This is a genomic window from Protofrankia sp. Cj5 (assembly GCF_917627405.1).
Classification (GTDB): Bacteria; Actinomycetota; Actinomycetes; order Frankiales; family Frankiaceae; genus Protofrankia.
On sequence record NZ_CAKJTO010000016.1, the window covers coordinates 7,667 to 25,469 of the forward strand.

Here is a 17,803-nt window from a genome sequence, read left to right on the forward strand (position 1 = left end):
AAACACGCTCTTAGCGGCCGCCGAAGGAACTATAGTTGAGCATCCATCGGGCATGCCCTGGCTTGCTTGGGGTTTTCGGGTAGGTGAGCAGAGTACTGATTGAACTCCTGTTGGCCACCGGCGACTCAGCACCGCCACCGGGCAACTACCGGATCGGAGGAGGCATCGTTGCGGGCCGTGGGGTCATGGTTCGGGTTCGGGTTCGTGGCCGAGCGCGTGTAATGCATGGGAGTGCCCGGCAATAGGAGTGTGGATCAAAAAACAGGGCCGGGGCGCGTGCATCGCGAGGTGGCGCGGGGAGTCACCGGAGGTGGTGGGTGTTGACCGACAAGCCGGGATACCCATGCGTCGCGCGGTGATGGATAGGGGAGCGATGATACGAGGCACCGCGCGGGCGGTACGAGCCGGACAGTCCTGTTGCCGGGCGCTCTTAGCGGCAATAACCGTATGCCATGAGGGCGCGGATAGGCAGTGAGCGGGATGGGCGCGTCCGAACGAATCGATCTTGTTATGCTCCGTGTCTGGTGAGGGTCGGGGCGAGGTCGAGTGGCTGTCACGGGTCGTGACGGTCGTTTCACCGCGGCGAAGGCGTGGTCGATTGTTCGAGAGATATGCACGGCGCTTGGCCTGGATGGCCAGGATGCCGAGGTAATAAAAATTACCGCTAACGCGGTGTTCCGGTTGCCGCGCTCCGGAGTGATTATCCGGATTTCCGGATCCCCGGCGATGGCGTACCGTGCGTACAAAGTCGTTCAGGTAGCTCGTTGGCTGGCCCGGCATGACGTGCCGGCGGTGCGCCTTGCACCTGGTCTGCCGGCACCGCTGCACCTCGACGGCACCGTGGCCACCCTGTGGATCGATGCTCTGGCCGGGCCGCGACCAGCCGAACCGCGTGCTCAGAGCCTCCTGGAACGGCAGCCTCCGGCAGGCGCCCGAGGGCTGGTGGCACGTGCGCGCAGGTCCGCCTCGGACGAGCCTGTGCGCAACAGCGGACCACCAACCGCCTCCGACCTCGCGGTGGTCCTCCGACTGATCCACGCGTTGCCGCTGCCCATCGTCGCATTGCCGAACTGGGATCCGCTCGACGACGTCCGCCGGCGCCTCGCCGACGCGGAGGGGCTCGCTGACATTGACCGTATCTTCCTGCAGCGCATGGCCGACCGGCTCGAAGCGGCTCTTGAAGATGTCACGTACGAGCTGCCGGCGGGGATCGTCCACGGTGACGCTCATCTCGGGAACCTGATCAGAAGCCCCGATGGCCGGGTGCTCGCCTGTGATTTCGATGCCACCTGTTACGGGCCGACCGAGTGGGACCTGGTTCCCTTGGCTGTCGGGCGGTTGCGTTTCGGTTACCCACCGGAACGATACGCGCTGCTCGCGTCCGAATACGGTTTCGACGTGACGCACTGGTCTGGATTCGAGGTGCTGCGGGCCGTACGGGAACTGAAGCTGGTGACGAGTGTTGTGCCGATCCTCAGCAGCAATCCGCGGGTGGCGGCGCAGTTCGCCGTCCGGCTGGCAAGCCTGCGTTATGCGGACGAAAGCGTCCGCTGGTTACCGTATTCCTGACTTTTATCAGCTTTCTGATAGTTCATCGGAGCCGGACTCGCCATCGTCCCCAGTGACTGGACAGGGCCCGTGGTTTTGTCTGAGGGTGAATTTGCTGGGATCCGCGTGGTTGCTCTGGCGGCTCCTGTTGCCAGTCTAGCGGATTGCTGTTGGCGGCGGTGTCCGAACAGTGTGGCGATTGTGCCTGGCCGCCGGGTCGTTGCGCTGGCTGGCCTTGTAGCGGTGGTTCGCTGCCGTCGACCGCGCCATCCACAGGACGTTTTCGGCAGATGCGTTGGGTGAATAACGCGGTCATGCTGGCTGCCCATGCCACCGCGAGTAGGTAGCCGGCGATGACGTCCGACAGATAGTGCACGGCGAGGATGAGACGTGCGCACCCGACCGCCACGACGGCCAGCGCGGTCACGGCGGTCACGGCGACCGGAGGCCGTTGCCCGCGGACGGCAGCCAGTACCGCGAGCCCCACCATCGCCGCGACCGTCACCCCGATGACGTGCCCGGACGGAAAGCTCATCCCGTGGGCCGGGGCGAACGCCTCGGCGACGGGCGGGCGCGCTCGGGCGATGATGATTTTGGTTGCGGTGCTGAGGAGGCCACCGATCCCGATGGTGATCCCGATGAACAGCGCCGACCAGCGGACGCCGGCCGGATCGAGCCGGCCGAGACCGCGCGGGCGGCCGCCCCACGACGGGCTGGCCCGCAACCACAACACCGCCACCACGACCAGGGCAGCCAGCCGGAGGATGAACGGAGCGAACAGCATGCTCAGGACTTCGGCGGCGTCGACCGGCCAGCTCCGGGTGGCGACAATCCTGCTGAGATCCTCGATCGTGTCGGCGTCTGCGTTGGCGAGCGGCATCCAGTGGATCTTCACCATGGCCGTGAGGACGACGAACAGCACCGCGCACGTTCCCGCGGCCCACCGTGCTCCCATGACGTCCCAGTCTCTTCCCGCTCGCCGGCCGGGAAAAGCCCTGCCCGCGGCTCGCCGGCCTGCTGCCGGCCTGCTTCCAGACCGTGGGCCGGCCAGCTCAGCAGCCACCGCACACAAACCGGCAGGCACCCGATCTGCCGGGCCTTAGAGCGCCCGGCAATAGGGGCGTGGATCAAGGAGCGGGGCTGGGGTGCGTGCATCGCAAGGCGGCGGAGGGAGTCACCCTGGTGCTGGGTGGCGACCGACGAGCCGGGGTACCCGTGCATCGCGCAGCGATGGACGGGGAGCGATGCAGCGAGGTGCGTGCCCCAGCCCCGCGACGCCGCGTCCCCTATTGCCGGAGCCTCTCTTATCCGCAGCTCCTCCGCAATTCATCCGCATTGACTGTTCCGTGCGCTCCGACCGTGACCGGCCGGAGCCGCCGGCGGCCTGGTCGCTGGTTATCACCGGATATATCGGTGGCTTCCCGCTGGCGGTGGCAACTTCTGCGGACCGGATGACACATGACTGTTCTCTCGTTATTGTTTCTTTTTTGTCGCATAGCCCTTTTTCGCGGCAAGAAGAGTTTCCTGAATTACACAAGCGAAGTTAGCTGGTGGGGTTGACTGGGTGAGCGCCTGGTGGAGTAGGGTCACTTCTTGTTCGGTCAGTCCCGACGAGAGGAAAACGTGATGGCACAGCAGCAGCAGCAGCAGCAGATTGAACAGCAGCTGCGGCAGAACTGGCAGCAGATCCGGTACCGGCTGCTCGATGAATTCGGACAGGTCGGCACCGCGGACCTCGACGCGGCTCGTGACGTCAACGATCTCGTTCAGCGGATCGCGGACAAGACTCACCACAGCGAGCGTTACGTGGAGACCCGGCTGCAGGAGCTCGTCGGTGTCGGCGCTTCTGTCGGCGGCCAGTTCGGTGGCCAGCAGCAGGGTGCTGGCCAGGGCTTCGGCCAGCAGCAGGGCCAGCAGGGCCAGCAGCAGGGCCAGCCGTTCGGGCGTTGATCGTGTTCGGGTAACGGTGGCACACCGCTACCCGTCCTGACACCGGTGATATGCGGAAAGTGCTGGCTGTATGATCACCGGCCGGCTTTCCCGGATCCTTCGGATACGCGGGAAATGTTACGGCCGCGCATCCCTGGGCCTGCCGGATGCCACGATTTCCCGAACTGTTCGCTGTATTAGTTTTCGGACCAGTCAGGTGGTCTCGCCGCCAAGTAACAAGAGACCACCTGACTGGTTCGGCTCCCGGCATGCCGTCCGGTGACCTTAAGATCACCCTGTCAGGCTCACGAGGAGTGTCCGATACTCAAGCAGGGCGTCGATCAGCCCCGTGACGATGGGATTGCGGGGCATCTGGCCCAGTTCGGTAAGGATTGAATCCGTTTGTTCCAGCGTGGGCTGGGCGTCGACAGCCGCGACGAGTGTGACCAGTCTGCTCATGGGTGGCCTTCCAGCGACTCACAGCCGTGAAGCGACTTCCATTCGATCAGCACTTCGTATGGCTGGCTCGTCTCAGCTGATACATCTGCCGAAAAGGCGTCGCCCGGCGGGTTTACCATCAATTTTCACTCCATGCCCTTCAAGAAGGAGCCCGGCTCCTTTGTCGGGCGGTGGTACAACTGACGTTACCGTAAAAAACGGTAGGGTCTCGGTGTTCCCGCCGGGTTGAATGGTCGTTACGGTGAGGTAACAAACTTTGCGCCCTGTAGTTGGGCTCCCGCCGTTCGGATGACCATCCGCAGGTTAATTGCACCGTATGCGCATGATGTGCCGCCGACGCATACCCATTGCTTCCCGTGATGTATTCCCAGGGTATCAGGTCACCGTCGCTGCGCATCCACCCTCGCCGCGCATCCGCTCCCGCCGCGCATTCACTGTGGTGTATTCACCGCGGCACATTCGAGTGGCCGATCGATTCCTGAGCGGCGTACCGGTCGCTGACCGGGGACTGTTGGTGGCGCTGCCGAGACAGGCGGTGTCTGGTCAAGTCGTGTCGGGCGCGACAACGAGGGGCGAGCGCGAAGGTTTCGTTCCTTGGCCGGTAGCCTCAGGCGTGTGGTCAGTGCGGGTCCGTCTGCGGGTACCGGTCGCCGGGCAGGGCATGGCTGAGCCCGCCGCAAGCCACCGTGGGCACGATGCGCTGGTGGCGCCGGGTGCCGGCGAGGCGGTTGATGCCGCTCTGAGCCGTGAGCTGGAGCTTCTCGCCCATCGCGCCTGGCCCCCGCTGTGTGAGCGCCGTGTCGGCGGCTGGGTGTTGCGGGAGTCTGCCGGTTCCTCCCGGCGCGGCAACTCGGTGTGGGCCCGCGGAGACGTCCCTGATCTTTCTCTCGCGCTTGACGAGGTCCGCGCGTTCTACGCCGCGGCAGGGCTGCCGGCGACCGTCCAGATCACCCCGGTGTCGTTGCCGGCCGGTATCCACCAGGCACTGGACACGCTCGGGTTCGATGACACCGGTCCGACCGATGTCTGCGCGGCCGACCTGGCGGACCTTGCTGGCCGGCTGGCCGGCGGCACCGTCGCGGAGGCCAGCGTTGACGTGCCGTCGGGAGCGTCGGCGGCTGCTGCCGCCGGCTCCGGCCGCGCCGGTGGTACCAGAACGCTCATGTTCGACGACATCGACGGCAGCTGGCTGGATATCGCTGGGCGGGTACTTTCGACCTTTGCGGACCAGCGTGCCGGCACCCTCAAGGTGCTGACGAATCTCACGATAGCAACAAAGTACGTGCTGTGCGTGATGGACGGCGTGCCGGTCGCGGTTGGCCGGGGGGTCATAGACGGCGACTGGCTCGGCGTCTACAGCATGGCGACGATACCGGCCGCGCGCGGCCGGGGAGCCGCCCGCGCCGTCCTCGCCGGGCTGGTCACATGGGCCACCGACGCTGGTGCCTCCCGCGCCTATCTGCAGGTGGAACAGACCAGCACAGCGGCCCGCCACCTGTATGCCGCACTCGGCTTTCAGCCCGTCTATCGATACTCCTACCGGCGGTACTGCTACCGGCGGTCTCATCACGCCGGCAGTCCAGCCGCGTCCCTACGCTGATCATTGGGGAGTCATGACGCCCGAGCAGGCCAGCCGCAGTCTCCTGGAGCCGATGGGCAGGACTCGCGTGATGGGTGTGGTCAACGCGACCCCGGATTCGTTCTCCGACGGCGGTACCTTCGCGACCGCCGCTGATGCCGTCCGGGCCGGCTTGGCGATGGCGGCCGACGGCGCCGACATCATCGACGTCGGTGGTGAGTCGACCCGACCGGGGGCCGCCCGGGTTGATCCGGACGAGGAACTGCGCAGGGTGCTGCCGGTGGTGACGGAGCTGGCCGCGGCCGGGGTCGCCGTCAGCGTGGACACGACCCGCCGGACGGTCGCCGAGGCCGCGTTGGCCGCCGGCGCTGTGATCATAAATGACGTATCGGGCGCGGCCGACCGGGACCTGCTGGCTCTCGCCGCCGAGCGGGGTGTTCCCTATGTGCTGATGCATGCCAGGGGCACGAGCGCGAACATGTTCACCCGGGCGGTCTACGGTGACGTCGTGTCCGAGGTCGCGGCCGAGCTGCACGACCGTCTTGAGGCCGTGCTCGCCGCGGGTATCGCGCCGAGCAGGGTGATTATCGACCCGGGGATCGGCTTCGCGAAGAAGGCCAGACACAACTGGGCGCTGCTGGCACACATCGACGCCTTCAGCGCGCTGAATTATCCCCTGCTGGTCGGTACATCGCGTAAGTCGTTCCTGGGCAGCCTGCTGGCGGGCTCCGACGGCCGGGCCCGGCCAGCCGATGATCGCGACGATGCGACCCAGGCGACAACGGCGCTGCTGGCGGTCGCCGGGGTGTGGGCGGTACGGGTGCACGCGGTCCGGGCGGCGGCGGACGCCGTCCGGGTGGCGCAGGCATGGCGGAGCGCCCGCGGCGAGCAGCCGTGGGATGCGCGTATGGGGCCGGCTCGGGCGCTGATCGCCGCCAGCGGTTCCGCCCCGGCCATGCCCCGATGCCCACCGGCGGGCGCGGCATGACCGCCTGGCCACCGGCGGGCGGATCGCCTGGAGCCGATGCCCCGTCGGCGGCCGCGCCGGACCGGATCGTCCTTACCGGCCTGCGGGTCCACGGCCACCATGGTGTCCTGCCAGCCGAACGCGAGTTGGGCCAGGAATTCGTCGTGGACGCCGTGCTGTGGGTGGACACCCGGCAAGCCGCCGCGAATGACGACCTCGCCGCCACGGTCGACTACGCGGCGTTGGCCCAGACGTTGGCTGGGATCATCGCGGGTGAACCGGTGGATCTGATCGAGACACTCGCGCACCGGCTGGCCGTCGCCTGCCTGGGCGACGGCCGCGTTGCGCGCGCCCAGGTGACGGTACACAAACCGGCGGCACCGATCCCACTACCGTTCACCGATGTCGCGGTCAGCGTCACCCGGGACCGGCCAGCGTGAGCGGGACGGGTCATCAGCCGGGATCGCGAAAGTCGCAGGCGTCGTCGTTGGCAACGCCGCGGCCAGGGCCGGAGCGTCCGACCGCGGTGCTTGCGCTGGGCTCGAATCTCGGTGATCGTCTTGCGCGGCTTCGTGCCGCCGTCCGGACGCTCGGTGCGGTGGCGGTGTCGCGGGTGTATGAGACCGCGCCCGTCGGCGGACCCACCCAGGACGATTATCTCAATGCGGTTGTGCTGGTCCCGGCGGCGCCGGCACGTGCTCTGCTGTTGGCGGCACGGTCAGCCGAGCAGGCGGCGTCACGGCTGCGGACGGTACGATGGGGCCCACGGACCCTGGATGTTGATGTGATCGCCTGTGGCAGGCTGCTGAGCGACGATCCGGAGATCCTCATCCCGCATCCGCGTGCCCATCTGCGCGCGTTCGTCTGTGTTCCCTGGCTGGATGTCGAGCCGGACGCGGTGCTACCTGGTCATGGCCGGGTGGCCGACCTGGTGGCCGGGCTGGATACCGCCGGGATCCAGCAGACATCATGGAGCTTGCGCCAGTGAAACCGAGCCGGGCGCGGGATCTGTTCGCGGCGGCCGTGGTGCTTGGCGCGCTCACCTATGTTTTCCTGGTTTTCAATTATCAGGACCTGCCGCGCTTTCCGCCCACGGCGCCGTTGTCTCTGCTGATCATTGGGCTGGTGGAGCTACAGACCGCGTCGATCACCCGGCGCCGGTTGCAGGGGCGGCCGGGAACGAGGCCGATCCTGCCGCTGACCGTCGCCCGGCTGGCGGCCATGGCCAAGGCCGGCAGCCTTGCCGGGGCGGCGCTGGCGGGAGCGTGGGCTGCGGTGCTCGGTTATGTGTTGCCGCGTTCGGATGAGTTCCGCACCGCCGGCGCCGATGCGATCACCGCTGGGCTGGGGATCGGTGCCGCGGCGGTGCTCCTGGCCGGCGGGCTGCTGCTTGAGCGTGTGTGCCGAGTGCCGAAATCCTGAGCGGCCTGCCGGGGTGCGCTGGCCAAAGGTCACGCGATCATGTTTTTTGCGCGGTCGGCGGCAGGATCGCAAGGCGGCGGATGGATGCGCCGGAGGCGGTGGGCGCCGGCCGACGAGCCGGGCTACCCGTCCATCGCGTGGTGATGGACGGGTAGCGATGACGCGAGGTGCCACCCGGACGAGCCCTATTGCCGGGCGCTCTTACTCTGGTAATTGTCAACTGGGCGCGCGCAACGCCAGCGCAACGCCGTGATACACCGATGGGGACGTTTGATTGGGTGCGGACCGCGATGGGAGGTCAGCCGGTGGCAGACGGCGCACGACGCTCTGACGCGGCACGACGGTCTGACGCGGCACGACGGTCTGACGCGGTGAATCAACGCCGGCCCGGGGCCGTGGACGGTACGCCGGAATCGGTGGCGCATCCCGACGGAAACGAGCCCCCGGCAAGCGCGGCCCCGCGGCGCCGGGATGCTCATCCCCCTGCCCCGTGGCGCGACCAGGGCCCGCCGCAGGACACTGGCCGATATCAGGACCCTGGCTCTTATCGGGATGCTGGTTCCCAGCAGCGGCCCGACGCAACCCGCGCCTCGGACGCCTATCGGCCAGCCGCTGGATATCCGCCCGCTGACGGCTATCTGCCGCCAGGACAACAGGCCGCGGCCCCACACCGCCCGACGGGCCAACGTGCGGTCGCTCCTCATGTGGCCGACGGCATGGCGACACGGGCCGGCTACCCTCGCAACGAGCGGGCCGCCGGCCGTGGCAATGACGCGGGTTATGGCAATGACGCGGGGTACGGCAATGACGCGGGGTACGGCAACGGTTACGAAAATAGCGCGGATTGTGGCAACGAGGCGGGTTATGGCAATGACGCGGGCCGTCGTGCCGAGCCGGCACCCCACGGCTACGGGCCGGTCACGTCTGGGTATCCGCCGGCCGGCCGGCCCTCCGCTGACCTCTACGACGAGGAGACCCGTTACGCCCCGCAGGCCGCGCCGTCCGGGCCGCCACCGGTTGATCCCGGTATCCGTGATGGCGAGCGGGCCCACCGTTCCGCGGCAGCACGGTCGCGGCCGGCTACTCCCGCTTCTGGTCCTGGTCCGCGCCAGACCGCGGTGTCCCGCCCCCGGCCGACGGACCGGCAGCCCCATGAGCGGCCGTACCCACCGGATACCAGGGCTTTCTCATCCGGTGGTCCCGCTGCTGGGCAGCCGCTGGACCCCGGGCCGGGGTACCCCGAAGGCAGCGGTGGAGGGGGCTGGCGCGACAGCGCCGCGCGGGCCGCGTCACCTGTTGCCGATGCCCACACCGCGGGCGGGTTTCCCCCGGCCCAGCAGCCATACCAGGATGATGCCAGGGGGCAGGCGGGACCGGCAGCGCCGCGCCGCGCGGCTCAGCCCCCAGGGCGCGGATCGGGATGGGACCCGGGGACGCAGGACGCGGCCGCCAGCACGAGTATCCGGCGCCCGCGCGAGCCCACTGGGCGGCCGGCGGGTGTCGCCCCACCGCGTACCACCCGGGTACGCGCGGACGCGGCTGCCTCCGACACCCGGCGTCCCAGCGCTGATCGGGCTGATCGGGCTGATCGCCCTGTCCGGACGGACCGGTCCACGAACTCGGCCGCACACGGCCAGGCCGGCAACGGCCGGTCCGAACGCGTGCGTGGCCGGCGCCGGGATGACCGTGGCAATCCGTCATTCTCGGATGAGGACACCGGTTCGCACCGGGCACAGCCCCGCAAGAGCGCCACGGGCACACCGATGCTGCGGCGGCTGCTGTATGCGGTGGTGATCCTTGGGCTCGCCTTCGCGCTCGGGGGCGGCGCGGGGTTTGTCTGGCAGAAGATCAGTCCTGGTAAGGCCAGCGTGCAGGCCGGGCCGACCGCCGCGCCGACAGGCACGGCCCAGGCGGCGGCATCCGCGAGCCCCGCCGCCAGCCCGGCTGGCACAACAGCCCCGGCGGTGGTACCGGCTGACTGGGTTGCGGTCACCGACACGAAGCAGCGGGCGACATTTTCCCACCCGCCTGCCTGGAGCCAACGCCGGGACAACACCGGGGTCTTCTTTGTCGAGCCCGCGGTGGGGACGGCTGCGGCCGGCCCGCGGATGGTCGGAGTCGCGCGTGTCACGGGCACGGATCAACGGGCGGCGCTCAAGGTTGTTCAGGACTCCGAGTTCGCCACCCAGCCGGGGCTCACTCAGGACAGGTCCGGGCCGATCACGGACCCGACCGGAGCGCAGAGCCAGGAGCTGGCCGGCTCCTACCTGCGCGACGGCCAGCGGGTCACCTACGTGATGCGGACGCTGCTGGCCGGGGACGCGGTCTACGTCCTGATCTCGCGGTCGTCAGCTACGCAGGCGGACACCGCGACAACCCTGGTGGAGAACGTACGGGCCTCTTTCCGCGCGTCCTGATCTTCATGTTCTGATCTCCTCGGCCTGGCCGAGGCTCGCTGGCTTCAGAGGTCGGGCCCGGCGCGTTGCGACCGCATCGGCGCGAGGATCCGCCAGATCACCTCCGTGGTGCTGAACCGCGCTGGGCCGCTGCTGGGGGGCCAGCCATGGGCGACGCCGGGAAGCAGGAACTCCACGACCCGATCGCCGGACGAGCAGCTCGTCTCCTTCTTCGTCACCGGGAAACCGCTCCCGGCTGGGGATACGGCTGTCGCCTGGCTGGTTGTGGCCGCTTCGGCTGCCGGTTGGCTGTGACTGTCGTAACCGGGTGTTCCCATGCTGGTCGCCTTCGGTGGGCTGCCGGACGCGCTCTCGACGGGCAACCCGTCGCTGTCGGCACTGCCGCTGTCTTCCGGCAGCGACGGGGGAGGGCAGCCGGCGCTGGCCCGGAAGGGAGCAAGGCTGTTCTCGACCGAGGTCAGTGATGTCCCGAGCGTTGCCGACCAGTCGGCACCAGCGTACGGAACGCGCTCATCAAGCTGTCCATGCACGGCCACCACGCTGACCGGGGCCGCCGGCGCGCAGTCCGGGGTCTGCAGGCTGGCCGCCACCACGGCGATACCGGCGATTTCGGGCGCGTTCTCGCACGCGTAGCGGTAGGCGAGCATCCCGCCGTTGGAGAAGCCGACCAGGATCACCCGCCGCCGGTCGATGGGATAGTGTTGTTCGAGATGTGAGATGAGCGCTCGCAGCCATCCGACGTCGTCGACATGCTCGGCCGCGGACCGCCCGCAACAGGTGCCAGCATCCCACGAGGCGTTCAGGCCATCGGGATAGGCCACGGCGACGCCCGCGCTGGTGGCGAGGGTGTCGATGCCCCACTCGGTCTGGGGTTCCTGACCCTCGTGCAGAAGGCTGTGCAGCGCGATGACGAGCGGAAAGGGCCGGGGAGACGTGGCCGGCGGCAGCGTGATGCGCAGCCGCGGCGCTCGCCCTGAGCGTTCGTAGGCGTCCGGTCCGGCAGTCGGGCTGGGCGCGCCGGCCACCGGCGTCATCGATGCCGGGTGAGACCTGCCCACAGCGGCGCACCCGGCCAGCCAGCAGGTCAGGACAAGTACCAGCCCGGTGAACCGGGCCAGCGCGGTACGGCGACGCGTGGACTGCACCACACTGATTTTGTCCCGTCCACGGCCTGGCCCTGTCAGCGGTATCGGCGTTGATCTCCGCGCGGACGGCGGGTGCCGCGGCTCTCACCGTCCGCGCCGGTGTGGGGGCCGCTGGGGCCAGCGGCCGTGGCGGCTCCGGGCAGGCCCGGAAAGGCGCCTGGCTCCGTTCCGGCGGCAGGGGTACCCAGGCCTGTGCCGGACTTCGAGGCGGGCGGGGCCGTACCCGGACCTGTCGCCGTGTCCGGAAGGATGTCCACGGCCGATACCGGCCCGGCCGGCCGCAGCCCGGTTCCGGGCACGCCGCTCGGTCGTTGCGGTTCCGCCAGACGACCGGGCTGGTGCCCCCGGTCGTCTGGCTGTACCACGCCGAGGCGGGGGCGGCCGGTCGAGCTGGTTCGGTCCATCAACGTGGTCACATCAGCAATATCGATCACGTCGGCAACGTCAATCATGTCGGCCGCGTCCGAGGTGGGCGTGTCCTCAGAGCCGGCTGGCCGTCTGGTGTTCGCGGCGGCGCGGCGATACCGCACAAACGCCTCCTGAGCGCGGTTCTCCAGGTCGTTGACCAGTTCGAGCTGCTCGCGGACACGGCGTTCACCGGCTGGTCCGGCGGCGAGAAGGTCCGACAGGCAGTGGTCGACCGCGCGACGGGCCTGCAGCCAGACGAGGAGCAGCCGGGAGCGCTCCAGGTCTGATGGCATGTCCACCGAGATGTCTCCCCCGTTTCCCGCGCCCCGCGCAGGTGGCCTGCGGCCGCGGACGACCTGGGGAACCAGGCCGTCCGGCAGGCCGCACCCAGCGCACCGCGTAGCGGAGCGACAGGACCGGCGCCGCCGTTGGTCGCGACACTTTGTCGTACCAGAGTGCCTCACCCGCATCCCTCGTGTGCGTCAGTTCGCCGAAGGAGTATGGGTGCGTCGTGGTGGTCTCTGTTGTTTTGGGCAGTCCTTGGGACGATGATGCTGTGCTCATCGTTGCCGAGTGTAAGCATCGTTCCAGGTGTGCTTGGTGTGTTATGCCGTTACGGCGTCATACCGTCACGATGCTTGTCCGGGCTCGGGGTCCGCACGCGACTCGCCGGTGGCCGCGGATGTCTCCCGATCGTGCGCGGAGATCGGGTCCGTCGCCCACCCATCCTTGCTGTGCCCTGCCGCCACCAGGTCGCCGACGAGATCGCTCACCGGCACGACCACCGGCTCCTCGGCGGCGGCACGGGCTCGATTCTCCCGCCAGACAGACCTTGCGGTCGTCAGTTCCGGCCCCCCGTAGCGCAAGAGCTCCTCCCAGCGGCGTTGCATCGGACGGACAAGACCGCCACCCACCCCGACGACTGTCACTCCGGCGATGGTCGCGAGCAGTGCGTAGAGTATCGGATTTGTTACCGAAGTGGCAAGCCCGAGTTCGTCCAGGGCGGCTTTGCCAAACCCGATCATGATGAGCGCGGTGATACTGGTCGCCGCGGTAGCCGCGTAGGGAAGCCCGGTCAGCGCTTCGCGGACGAACACCCGGGCGGCCGAGGCGAGAGTGCCGCCGAGCATGAGCACAGAGCAGGCGAGAACCGCGTGTGCGAGCAGGATGACGAGGTCGTGGACGAGGTCGCTGACCGGGTTGGTGCCGAACGGGCCGAGGGCCAGTTGGAAGAGCGCCAACAGCGCAATGGCGAGCAGCAGCCGCATCAGGCCGATGCGCAGGTCGTGGGCGGGCCGGCGGAGTGCGCGCGTGAGCCCGCCCCGTTCGAGCAGATTGTCGGTGCCAGCGCGGTCGAGGAAGCGGTTGATGATCCTGATGAGTGTGCGGGCGGCCAGGCCGCCGACAGACATGATGAATGCGAATGCTAAAATTTTCGGCACAATTTGGGCGAAGTATTGGGCAAAGTATGACCATGCGCCTGATATGCTATCGTCCCACCCGACAGCCTGCGGTGCCAATAGTCTTCACTCCCATCGCGACAGTCGCGCACCAGGTCAGTTGCGTACTGGTCGGTTGTCCGGCATGGGCGTGTCCGGAAGGCATGGATGGGTCGCGCTGGGCGCCGTTCGCCGCATTGCCCATCGCTCGTCACCGACTGCCCGTTGCCCACCGTACGCACGGAAACAGCACACATCATGGGTAACGATCACACCATGTTGCCACACGGAAGCGGAAAGTAGCGTTCGTGTAGTCCGTCCATGGATGTGCTTTGCGTGTCGCATGGATGCGGAGGGTTGCTGGGATGACCGCCAGCTTGCCGAAGTACGTATATGTCACAATGTGACTACTGGCTGGCGACCTTTCGGGCGATCTGCCGTGCGACACGGTTCACCACGGTCTGCTCGGGGTCGTCGAACACGCGGCCGACGACAAAGGAGCTCTGGACCTGGCCGGAGAACATGAACATCAGGTCGAAGGTCATCGGTACCGGTGGTCCGTCCAGCGTCATGGTTGCCTTGACCCTGGTCGCGGCGGTGATACCGGGGGGAGGCTTGTGGGCGGATGCCGACACGACCGCGAAGGTGCTGCCAGCGGGCAGATCGGCCGCTTTGGCATACTCGCGCTTGAGCAGCTGGCCGACGCAGGACGGAAAAGAAGCCTCAGCGGCGACTCGGACGGCAGCTGTGATCACTTCGGCTGGATAGACCGCCGCGACCGATCCCATGAACATCTGGCTGTCGCTGGTGGCGAAGTACGGTCCCTTTGCCGAGTCCAGCGGCTCTACTTTCGACCCGGCTGTGGGTTCGCCCATGCACGAGGCGAAACTGGTCATCGCGGCTACCGACAGAGCACCACGGTTGTCTAGCGACGTGCTGGCGCCGAAGCCCGTCGTCTCTGGACCCTCGGTAAGCACGTAGTCGTCGGCGTGCAGCGATGTGCGGGCGGCGGCCTGCTGCGTCGGGGGGACTGGTTCGGTTCCCGCGGCAACCGGATTCGGGCTCTTCCCGTTTCCGCAGGAATTGGCTGTGAGCCCCAACAGGACGCAGACCAGACCGAGCCCGAGAGTCCGGAGCTGAATCCGGACCCGACCGCTATGTGCCGGCAGCGATGTCCGCACGACCTGTCTACCCCCTGGATGCCGCGGCGTGTTCGGTTCGGTCGTTGCCGGTCTCCGACAGCGCGAAAATGAAGATCATGTTGCTGATGGCCATGCGGGTCCGCTGGTTGGCCCCAGTATGCACGGATTACGTTGAGTAACGAACCCCTCATACCCGCGGCGTCGGCAAGGAGCGCCCGCCGAACCGCGGCGCAGGCGCCGGGCACAGGCGCCGGGCGCTCGTCAGATAACGGGGCTGCCGGCCGTGGCTCGGGCTGGCCGGCGCCTAGGGCGTGATGGCAGTTCGCGACCAGGGTGTCGACAGGTCGCGAACTGCCATCCGCAGGGGCGCCGGGGGGACTCAGGCTGCGATCTCCACCGGGGTGCCCAGCGGCAGCATTTTCGCGAGCCTGGTGATGACATCGTTGCGGACCCGGATGCAGCCGTGGCTGATGTCCTGCCCGATCAGGTTGGGCTGGTTTGTTCCATGGATACCGATCACCGGGTCCTGCCCGTCGAAGGAATCCAGGGTGGTGGAGAACCCGCTGAGCCCGAAAGCATACGGGCCATAGGGTCCGGCCGGGTTGCGCGGCTGTAGCAGTTCGGTCAGATAGAAGCGACCGCCGGGCGTGGGGGTGTCCGTTGTGCCGACGGAGATCGGCTCGTCGAGGACAACCGCGGTCTTGTCGTAGACCCGCAGGCGGTGGTCCTTACGGGCGACCACGATGTGGTACCCGGTGAGGCTGGCCCTCACCTGGGACGCTTTCACCCAGCCCGTGCTGCCGTTGGGCTCCACCGGCAGCAGTACGTGCCACCAGTTCGGGAGTTTCGCCACCACGAGGAAGACTCGCGGGACGCCCTCCGGGTTCGGGCTGCGCAGCTGGGATGCCGCGGTTTTTGCCGTGGGGGTCTTGTAGACGTCGACCACCCCACCGGTCGCGGTCACGATCGTGTTCATCCCGTCGGTGTTGACGGAGGTCACGGCCGCGAGCTGGCTGCGGACCGGATCTGGGATGGCGGTCGCGGACGCCTGTGACTGGGTCTTCGAGCCCCCACCACCGCAGCCGGTGAAGACAACCATGCCGGCGAGGACGGCCAGCAGGATCTTCATGCGCGGGCTGGCCGGTGCATGGCCGGCGGAAATCGACACGGCGGATGCCGCCGGCCCGAATCCGGGCCGGCGGCATCCGATCACAGCTGGCTTGCTCATCCCGTGTAGTGAACCTTGTCGGTGACGACAGCCGTTGCCGGGGTCGCGACCGGCGCACTCGTCGTCGACACCGGGACGGTGGTGGTGCCACCGCCGCCACCACCAGCGCCCCCACCGCCGCCACCACCCGCACCCGCACCGTTCGTTGAGGCTGCGGTGGGGGAAGCCGTCGTCGTGGTGGCGCAGTCGGCGATAGCGAAGGCCGGGATCGCCAGCACGACATCCTGGGTCGTCACGTCAAAGGCACCCGCGATCACGACATCCGCCGACGAGTTCAGGGAAACGGTCTTGCCAGCGCCGATCTCACCGAAGTTGTAGTTGACGTCAGTGTCGATCCACGCAAAGCCATACGCTCTCGCCGAGGTGTTCTTGAGCGTCCACACGGGACCATGCGGCCCACAGGTGAAGCTGAGCGTCAGCGGCTGTGGCACCAGATTGTCCAGTGATAGATCAGTCGGTAGCCAGGGAGCGAGATCGATCAGCTGTCTGTCCAGGTCGGACAGGGATATTCCGGGCAGTGAGGGAAGCCCGGACGGAAGGGATCCGCCAGCCGGCCGGTGGGTCACCGGCGGTGTGGACGGCTGCGGGTCGATGCCGTGCACCGGCAGCGCGGGCGTCGTGTGCACCGCTGACGGGGTGGTGACCGGTGCGGTGGCGTCCACCAGGTCCGGCACCACCGGCTCGACCGCCCCGGCCGACGGGGTGGCCGTGGCCGTTGGAGCGGCGCCGTCTGTCGCCCAGGCGGCCGGGGCGGCCAGCCCGACTGTTATCGAGCCGATTACGCAGGCCAGAGCCAGTCGCGTCCTGCCCAAACGCATTGTGTTTGTCCCCTCAGACGTCAGGCGGGCTGGATACAGGACCTGTGGCCACCGTCACAGCCGCGTTTCCGGGGAACCATACCAACCCCCTTTTCGGCGTTTGCGAGCGGGTGGTATGTACCGAAGAGGCATGCGGGAAGGTGGGGCTAACGTTTTGGCGCCGTAGGTTGTCGGGCTTGTTTCGTTGGTTGCGTTACATGATCTCTGGTAGTTGAAAAATCACAGGCTACGGCCTATTCGCTGACGTTCAGCGCATACCTTCCGGAGATCGTCAGAGTGGGTCCTCGCCTGGCTCCCGCGTCACCTCGCGGCTCTCGGCGGCGGTGATGGCGGCCTGGGAGTCATAGCGGCTAAACGACGGAACGGCCGCCGCGAGTAACACGGCTCCGGCAACACATGCCAGCCCGCCACTGACCACCGAGAATGTCGGTGAGAACACGGTTGCCGCTGTCCCCGCCTCAAGGTCCCCCAGGCGTGGGCCACCCGCGACGACCACGATGAACACGCCCTGGAGACGCCCGCGCATCGCGTTCGGTGTGGCGACATTGAGTATCGCGTTCCGGAACACCGCGCTGATCATGTCAGCCGCGCCGGCGATGGCGAGCAGCAGCACACCGGCGATGAGGTTGTGGACAAGGCCGAACATCGCGATCGTGACGCCCCAAATGATCACTGCGATGACGACGGCGAGTCCCTGCCGCCGGACGCGTCCGAACCAGCCCCCGGCCACCGCCCCGGCGAGCGCGCCCGCGGCAACGGCGGAGTAGAGCAGCCCGGCGGTTCGCGCGCCGCCGCCGAACTGTGTTCCGGCGAGTTCCGGGAACAGCGCCCGCGGCATCCCGAAAACCATCGCGATGATGTCTATGGCGAAGGTCATGACCACTATCGGCTGGCCGCGCAGGAAGCGCAGCCCGTCGACGACGCTCGCGACACCGGCCCGGGTGCCGCCGTCGGTCGGTGGCATCGGTGGCAGCCGGGCCAGCGCGTAGAGGGCCGCCCCGAAGGTCACGGCGTCGATACCGTAGGCAACGGGATACCCCGACACCGTGATCGTCACCCCGGCGAGCAGCGGCCCGGTGGTCAGCGCGATGTTCCAACCGATCTGTTGGAGCGCGGTGGCGGCGGGCAGCGCCCGCAGCGGTACCAGGCTCGGCATCATCGACCGCCGGGCCGGCTGGTCGACAGATACCAGCGCGGACTGGACAGCCACGAGCGTGAACAGCGGCCAGACCGTGCGCGGGCCGACCAGCGCGAGGACGAACAGCCCGGCCGACACCGCGGCCAGCCCGCACGAGGTGATCA

At 68.1% G+C, this 17,803-nt stretch carries 17 protein-coding genes; 8 read left to right on the forward strand and 9 right to left on the reverse strand.

The features are described from left to right. The first annotated feature begins 546 nt into the window (after positions 1-546). On the forward strand, positions 547-1,569 hold the full coding sequence (locus MJ777_RS05730) for an aminoglycoside phosphotransferase family protein (protein WP_239373845.1): 1,023 nt from the start codon (positions 547-549) through the stop codon (positions 1,567-1,569). Positions 1,570-1,591: 22 nt separating this feature from the next. Here MJ777_RS05730 and MJ777_RS05735 read toward each other — a convergent pair whose 3' ends face one another. After that, entirely contained in the window at positions 1,592-2,503 is a 912-nt protein-coding gene (locus MJ777_RS05735) for a phosphatase PAP2 family protein (protein ID WP_239373864.1), read from the reverse strand. A 671-nt stretch (positions 2,504-3,174) separates the two neighbouring features. Between MJ777_RS05735 and MJ777_RS05740 the strand changes: the two genes are divergently transcribed. Further along, a complete protein-coding gene (locus tag MJ777_RS05740; RefSeq protein ID WP_239344832.1) occupies positions 3,175-3,498 on the forward strand; it encodes a hypothetical protein in 324 nt (107 codons plus the stop codon). Positions 3,499-3,768: 270 nt separating this feature from the next. Here the strand turns inward: MJ777_RS05740 and MJ777_RS05745 are convergent, their stop codons facing one another. Next, positions 3,769-3,936 (reverse strand): hypothetical protein, encoded by a 168-nt coding sequence (locus MJ777_RS05745; protein ID WP_239313727.1) that lies wholly within the window; start codon positions 3,934-3,936, stop codon positions 3,769-3,771. Positions 3,937-4,558: 622 nt separating this feature from the next. Here MJ777_RS05745 and MJ777_RS05750 point away from each other — a divergent pair. The 6 genes from MJ777_RS05750 (at position 4,559) to MJ777_RS05775 (ending at position 10,321) form a co-directional block, all read left to right on the forward strand. Further along, positions 4,559-5,536: a GNAT family N-acetyltransferase gene (locus MJ777_RS05750; RefSeq protein WP_239373867.1), complete on the forward strand. Its 978-nt coding sequence runs from the start codon at positions 4,559-4,561 to the stop codon at positions 5,534-5,536. Positions 5,537-5,549: 13 nt separating this feature from the next. Next, positions 5,550-6,503: a dihydropteroate synthase gene (gene folP / locus MJ777_RS05755; protein ID WP_239344836.1), complete on the forward strand. Its 954-nt coding sequence runs from the start codon at positions 5,550-5,552 to the stop codon at positions 6,501-6,503. Beyond that, complete coding sequence (folB, locus tag MJ777_RS05760) at positions 6,500-6,922, forward strand: dihydroneopterin aldolase (protein ID WP_239311308.1); 423 nt, start codon at positions 6,500-6,502, stop codon at positions 6,920-6,922. Before folP ends, folB begins: the two co-directional genes overlap by 4 nt. Positions 6,923-6,969: 47 nt before the next feature. Then, a complete protein-coding gene (gene folK / locus MJ777_RS05765; RefSeq protein WP_239311309.1) occupies positions 6,970-7,470 on the forward strand; it encodes a 2-amino-4-hydroxy-6-hydroxymethyldihydropteridine diphosphokinase in 501 nt (166 codons plus the stop codon). Beyond that, entirely contained in the window at positions 7,467-7,904 is a 438-nt protein-coding gene (locus MJ777_RS05770) for a DUF3180 domain-containing protein (RefSeq protein WP_239311317.1), read from the forward strand. Before folK ends, MJ777_RS05770 begins: the two co-directional genes overlap by 4 nt. A gap of 716 nt (positions 7,905-8,620) precedes the next feature. Beyond that, the gene (locus MJ777_RS05775) at positions 8,621-10,321 is read left to right on the forward strand and encodes a hypothetical protein (protein ID WP_239373869.1); all 1,701 of its coding nucleotides are present in this window, start codon (positions 8,621-8,623) and stop codon (positions 10,319-10,321) included. Between the two features lie 44 nt (positions 10,322-10,365). Here MJ777_RS05775 and MJ777_RS05780 read toward each other — a convergent pair whose 3' ends face one another. The 7 genes from MJ777_RS05780 to MJ777_RS05810 all read right to left on the reverse strand — a co-directional run. Beyond that, positions 10,366-11,469, reverse strand: coding sequence for a PHB depolymerase family esterase (locus MJ777_RS05780; RefSeq protein WP_239373871.1), 1,104 nt, complete (start codon positions 11,467-11,469; stop codon positions 10,366-10,368). 32 nt (positions 11,470-11,501) lie between these two features. After that, positions 11,502-12,167, reverse strand: a complete 666-nt coding sequence (locus MJ777_RS05785; protein WP_239311318.1) for a hypothetical protein — start codon at positions 12,165-12,167, stop codon at positions 11,502-11,504. Positions 12,168-12,503: 336 nt separating this feature from the next. Continuing rightward, positions 12,504-13,394 (reverse strand): hypothetical protein, encoded by an 891-nt coding sequence (locus MJ777_RS05790; RefSeq protein ID WP_255724002.1) that lies wholly within the window; start codon positions 13,392-13,394, stop codon positions 12,504-12,506. Between the two features lie 326 nt (positions 13,395-13,720). Further along, positions 13,721-14,494, reverse strand: coding sequence for a hypothetical protein (locus MJ777_RS05795; RefSeq protein ID WP_239344846.1), 774 nt, complete (start codon positions 14,492-14,494; stop codon positions 13,721-13,723). 340 nt (positions 14,495-14,834) lie between these two features. Further along, the gene (locus MJ777_RS05800; RefSeq protein WP_370652659.1) at positions 14,835-15,683 is read right to left on the reverse strand and encodes a L,D-transpeptidase; all 849 of its coding nucleotides are present in this window, start codon (positions 15,681-15,683) and stop codon (positions 14,835-14,837) included. Then, positions 15,680-16,501, reverse strand: coding sequence for a hypothetical protein (locus tag MJ777_RS05805; RefSeq protein WP_239373873.1), 822 nt, complete (start codon positions 16,499-16,501; stop codon positions 15,680-15,682). The genes MJ777_RS05800 and MJ777_RS05805 overlap by 4 nt, the downstream gene beginning before the upstream one ends. Before the next feature lie 271 nt (positions 16,502-16,772). After that, positions 16,773-17,803 (reverse strand): MFS transporter (locus MJ777_RS05810; RefSeq protein ID WP_239373876.1); only part of this gene is annotated, 1,031 nt, incomplete at its 5' end.

What these genes read in the sequence shown, in the direction of transcription:
- MJ777_RS05735 (WP_239373864.1), bottom strand. Translation starts at nt 2,503, where the DNA reads ATGGGAGCACGGTGGGCCGCGGGAACGTGCGCGGTGCTGTTCGTCGTC.
- MJ777_RS05740 (WP_239344832.1), top strand. Translation starts at nt 3,175, where the DNA reads ATGGCACAGCAGCAGCAGCAGCAGCAGATTGAACAGCAGCTGCGGCAG.
- MJ777_RS05745 (WP_239313727.1), bottom strand. Translation starts at nt 3,936, where the DNA reads ATGAGCAGACTGGTCACACTCGTCGCGGCTGTCGACGCCCAGCCCACG.
- folP (WP_239344836.1), top strand. Translation starts at nt 5,550, where the DNA reads ATGACGCCCGAGCAGGCCAGCCGCAGTCTCCTGGAGCCGATGGGCAGG.
- folB (WP_239311308.1), top strand. Translation starts at nt 6,500, where the DNA reads ATGACCGCCTGGCCACCGGCGGGCGGATCGCCTGGAGCCGATGCCCCG.
- MJ777_RS05775 (WP_239373869.1), top strand. Translation starts at nt 8,621, where the DNA reads ATGGCGACACGGGCCGGCTACCCTCGCAACGAGCGGGCCGCCGGCCGT.
- MJ777_RS05785 (WP_239311318.1), bottom strand. Translation starts at nt 12,167, where the DNA reads ATGCCATCAGACCTGGAGCGCTCCCGGCTGCTCCTCGTCTGGCTGCAG.
- MJ777_RS05800 (WP_370652659.1), bottom strand. Translation starts at nt 15,683, where the DNA reads ATGAGCAAGCCAGCTGTGATCGGATGCCGCCGGCCCGGATTCGGGCCG.
- MJ777_RS05805 (WP_239373873.1), bottom strand. Translation starts at nt 16,501, where the DNA reads ATGCGTTTGGGCAGGACGCGACTGGCTCTGGCCTGCGTAATCGGCTCG.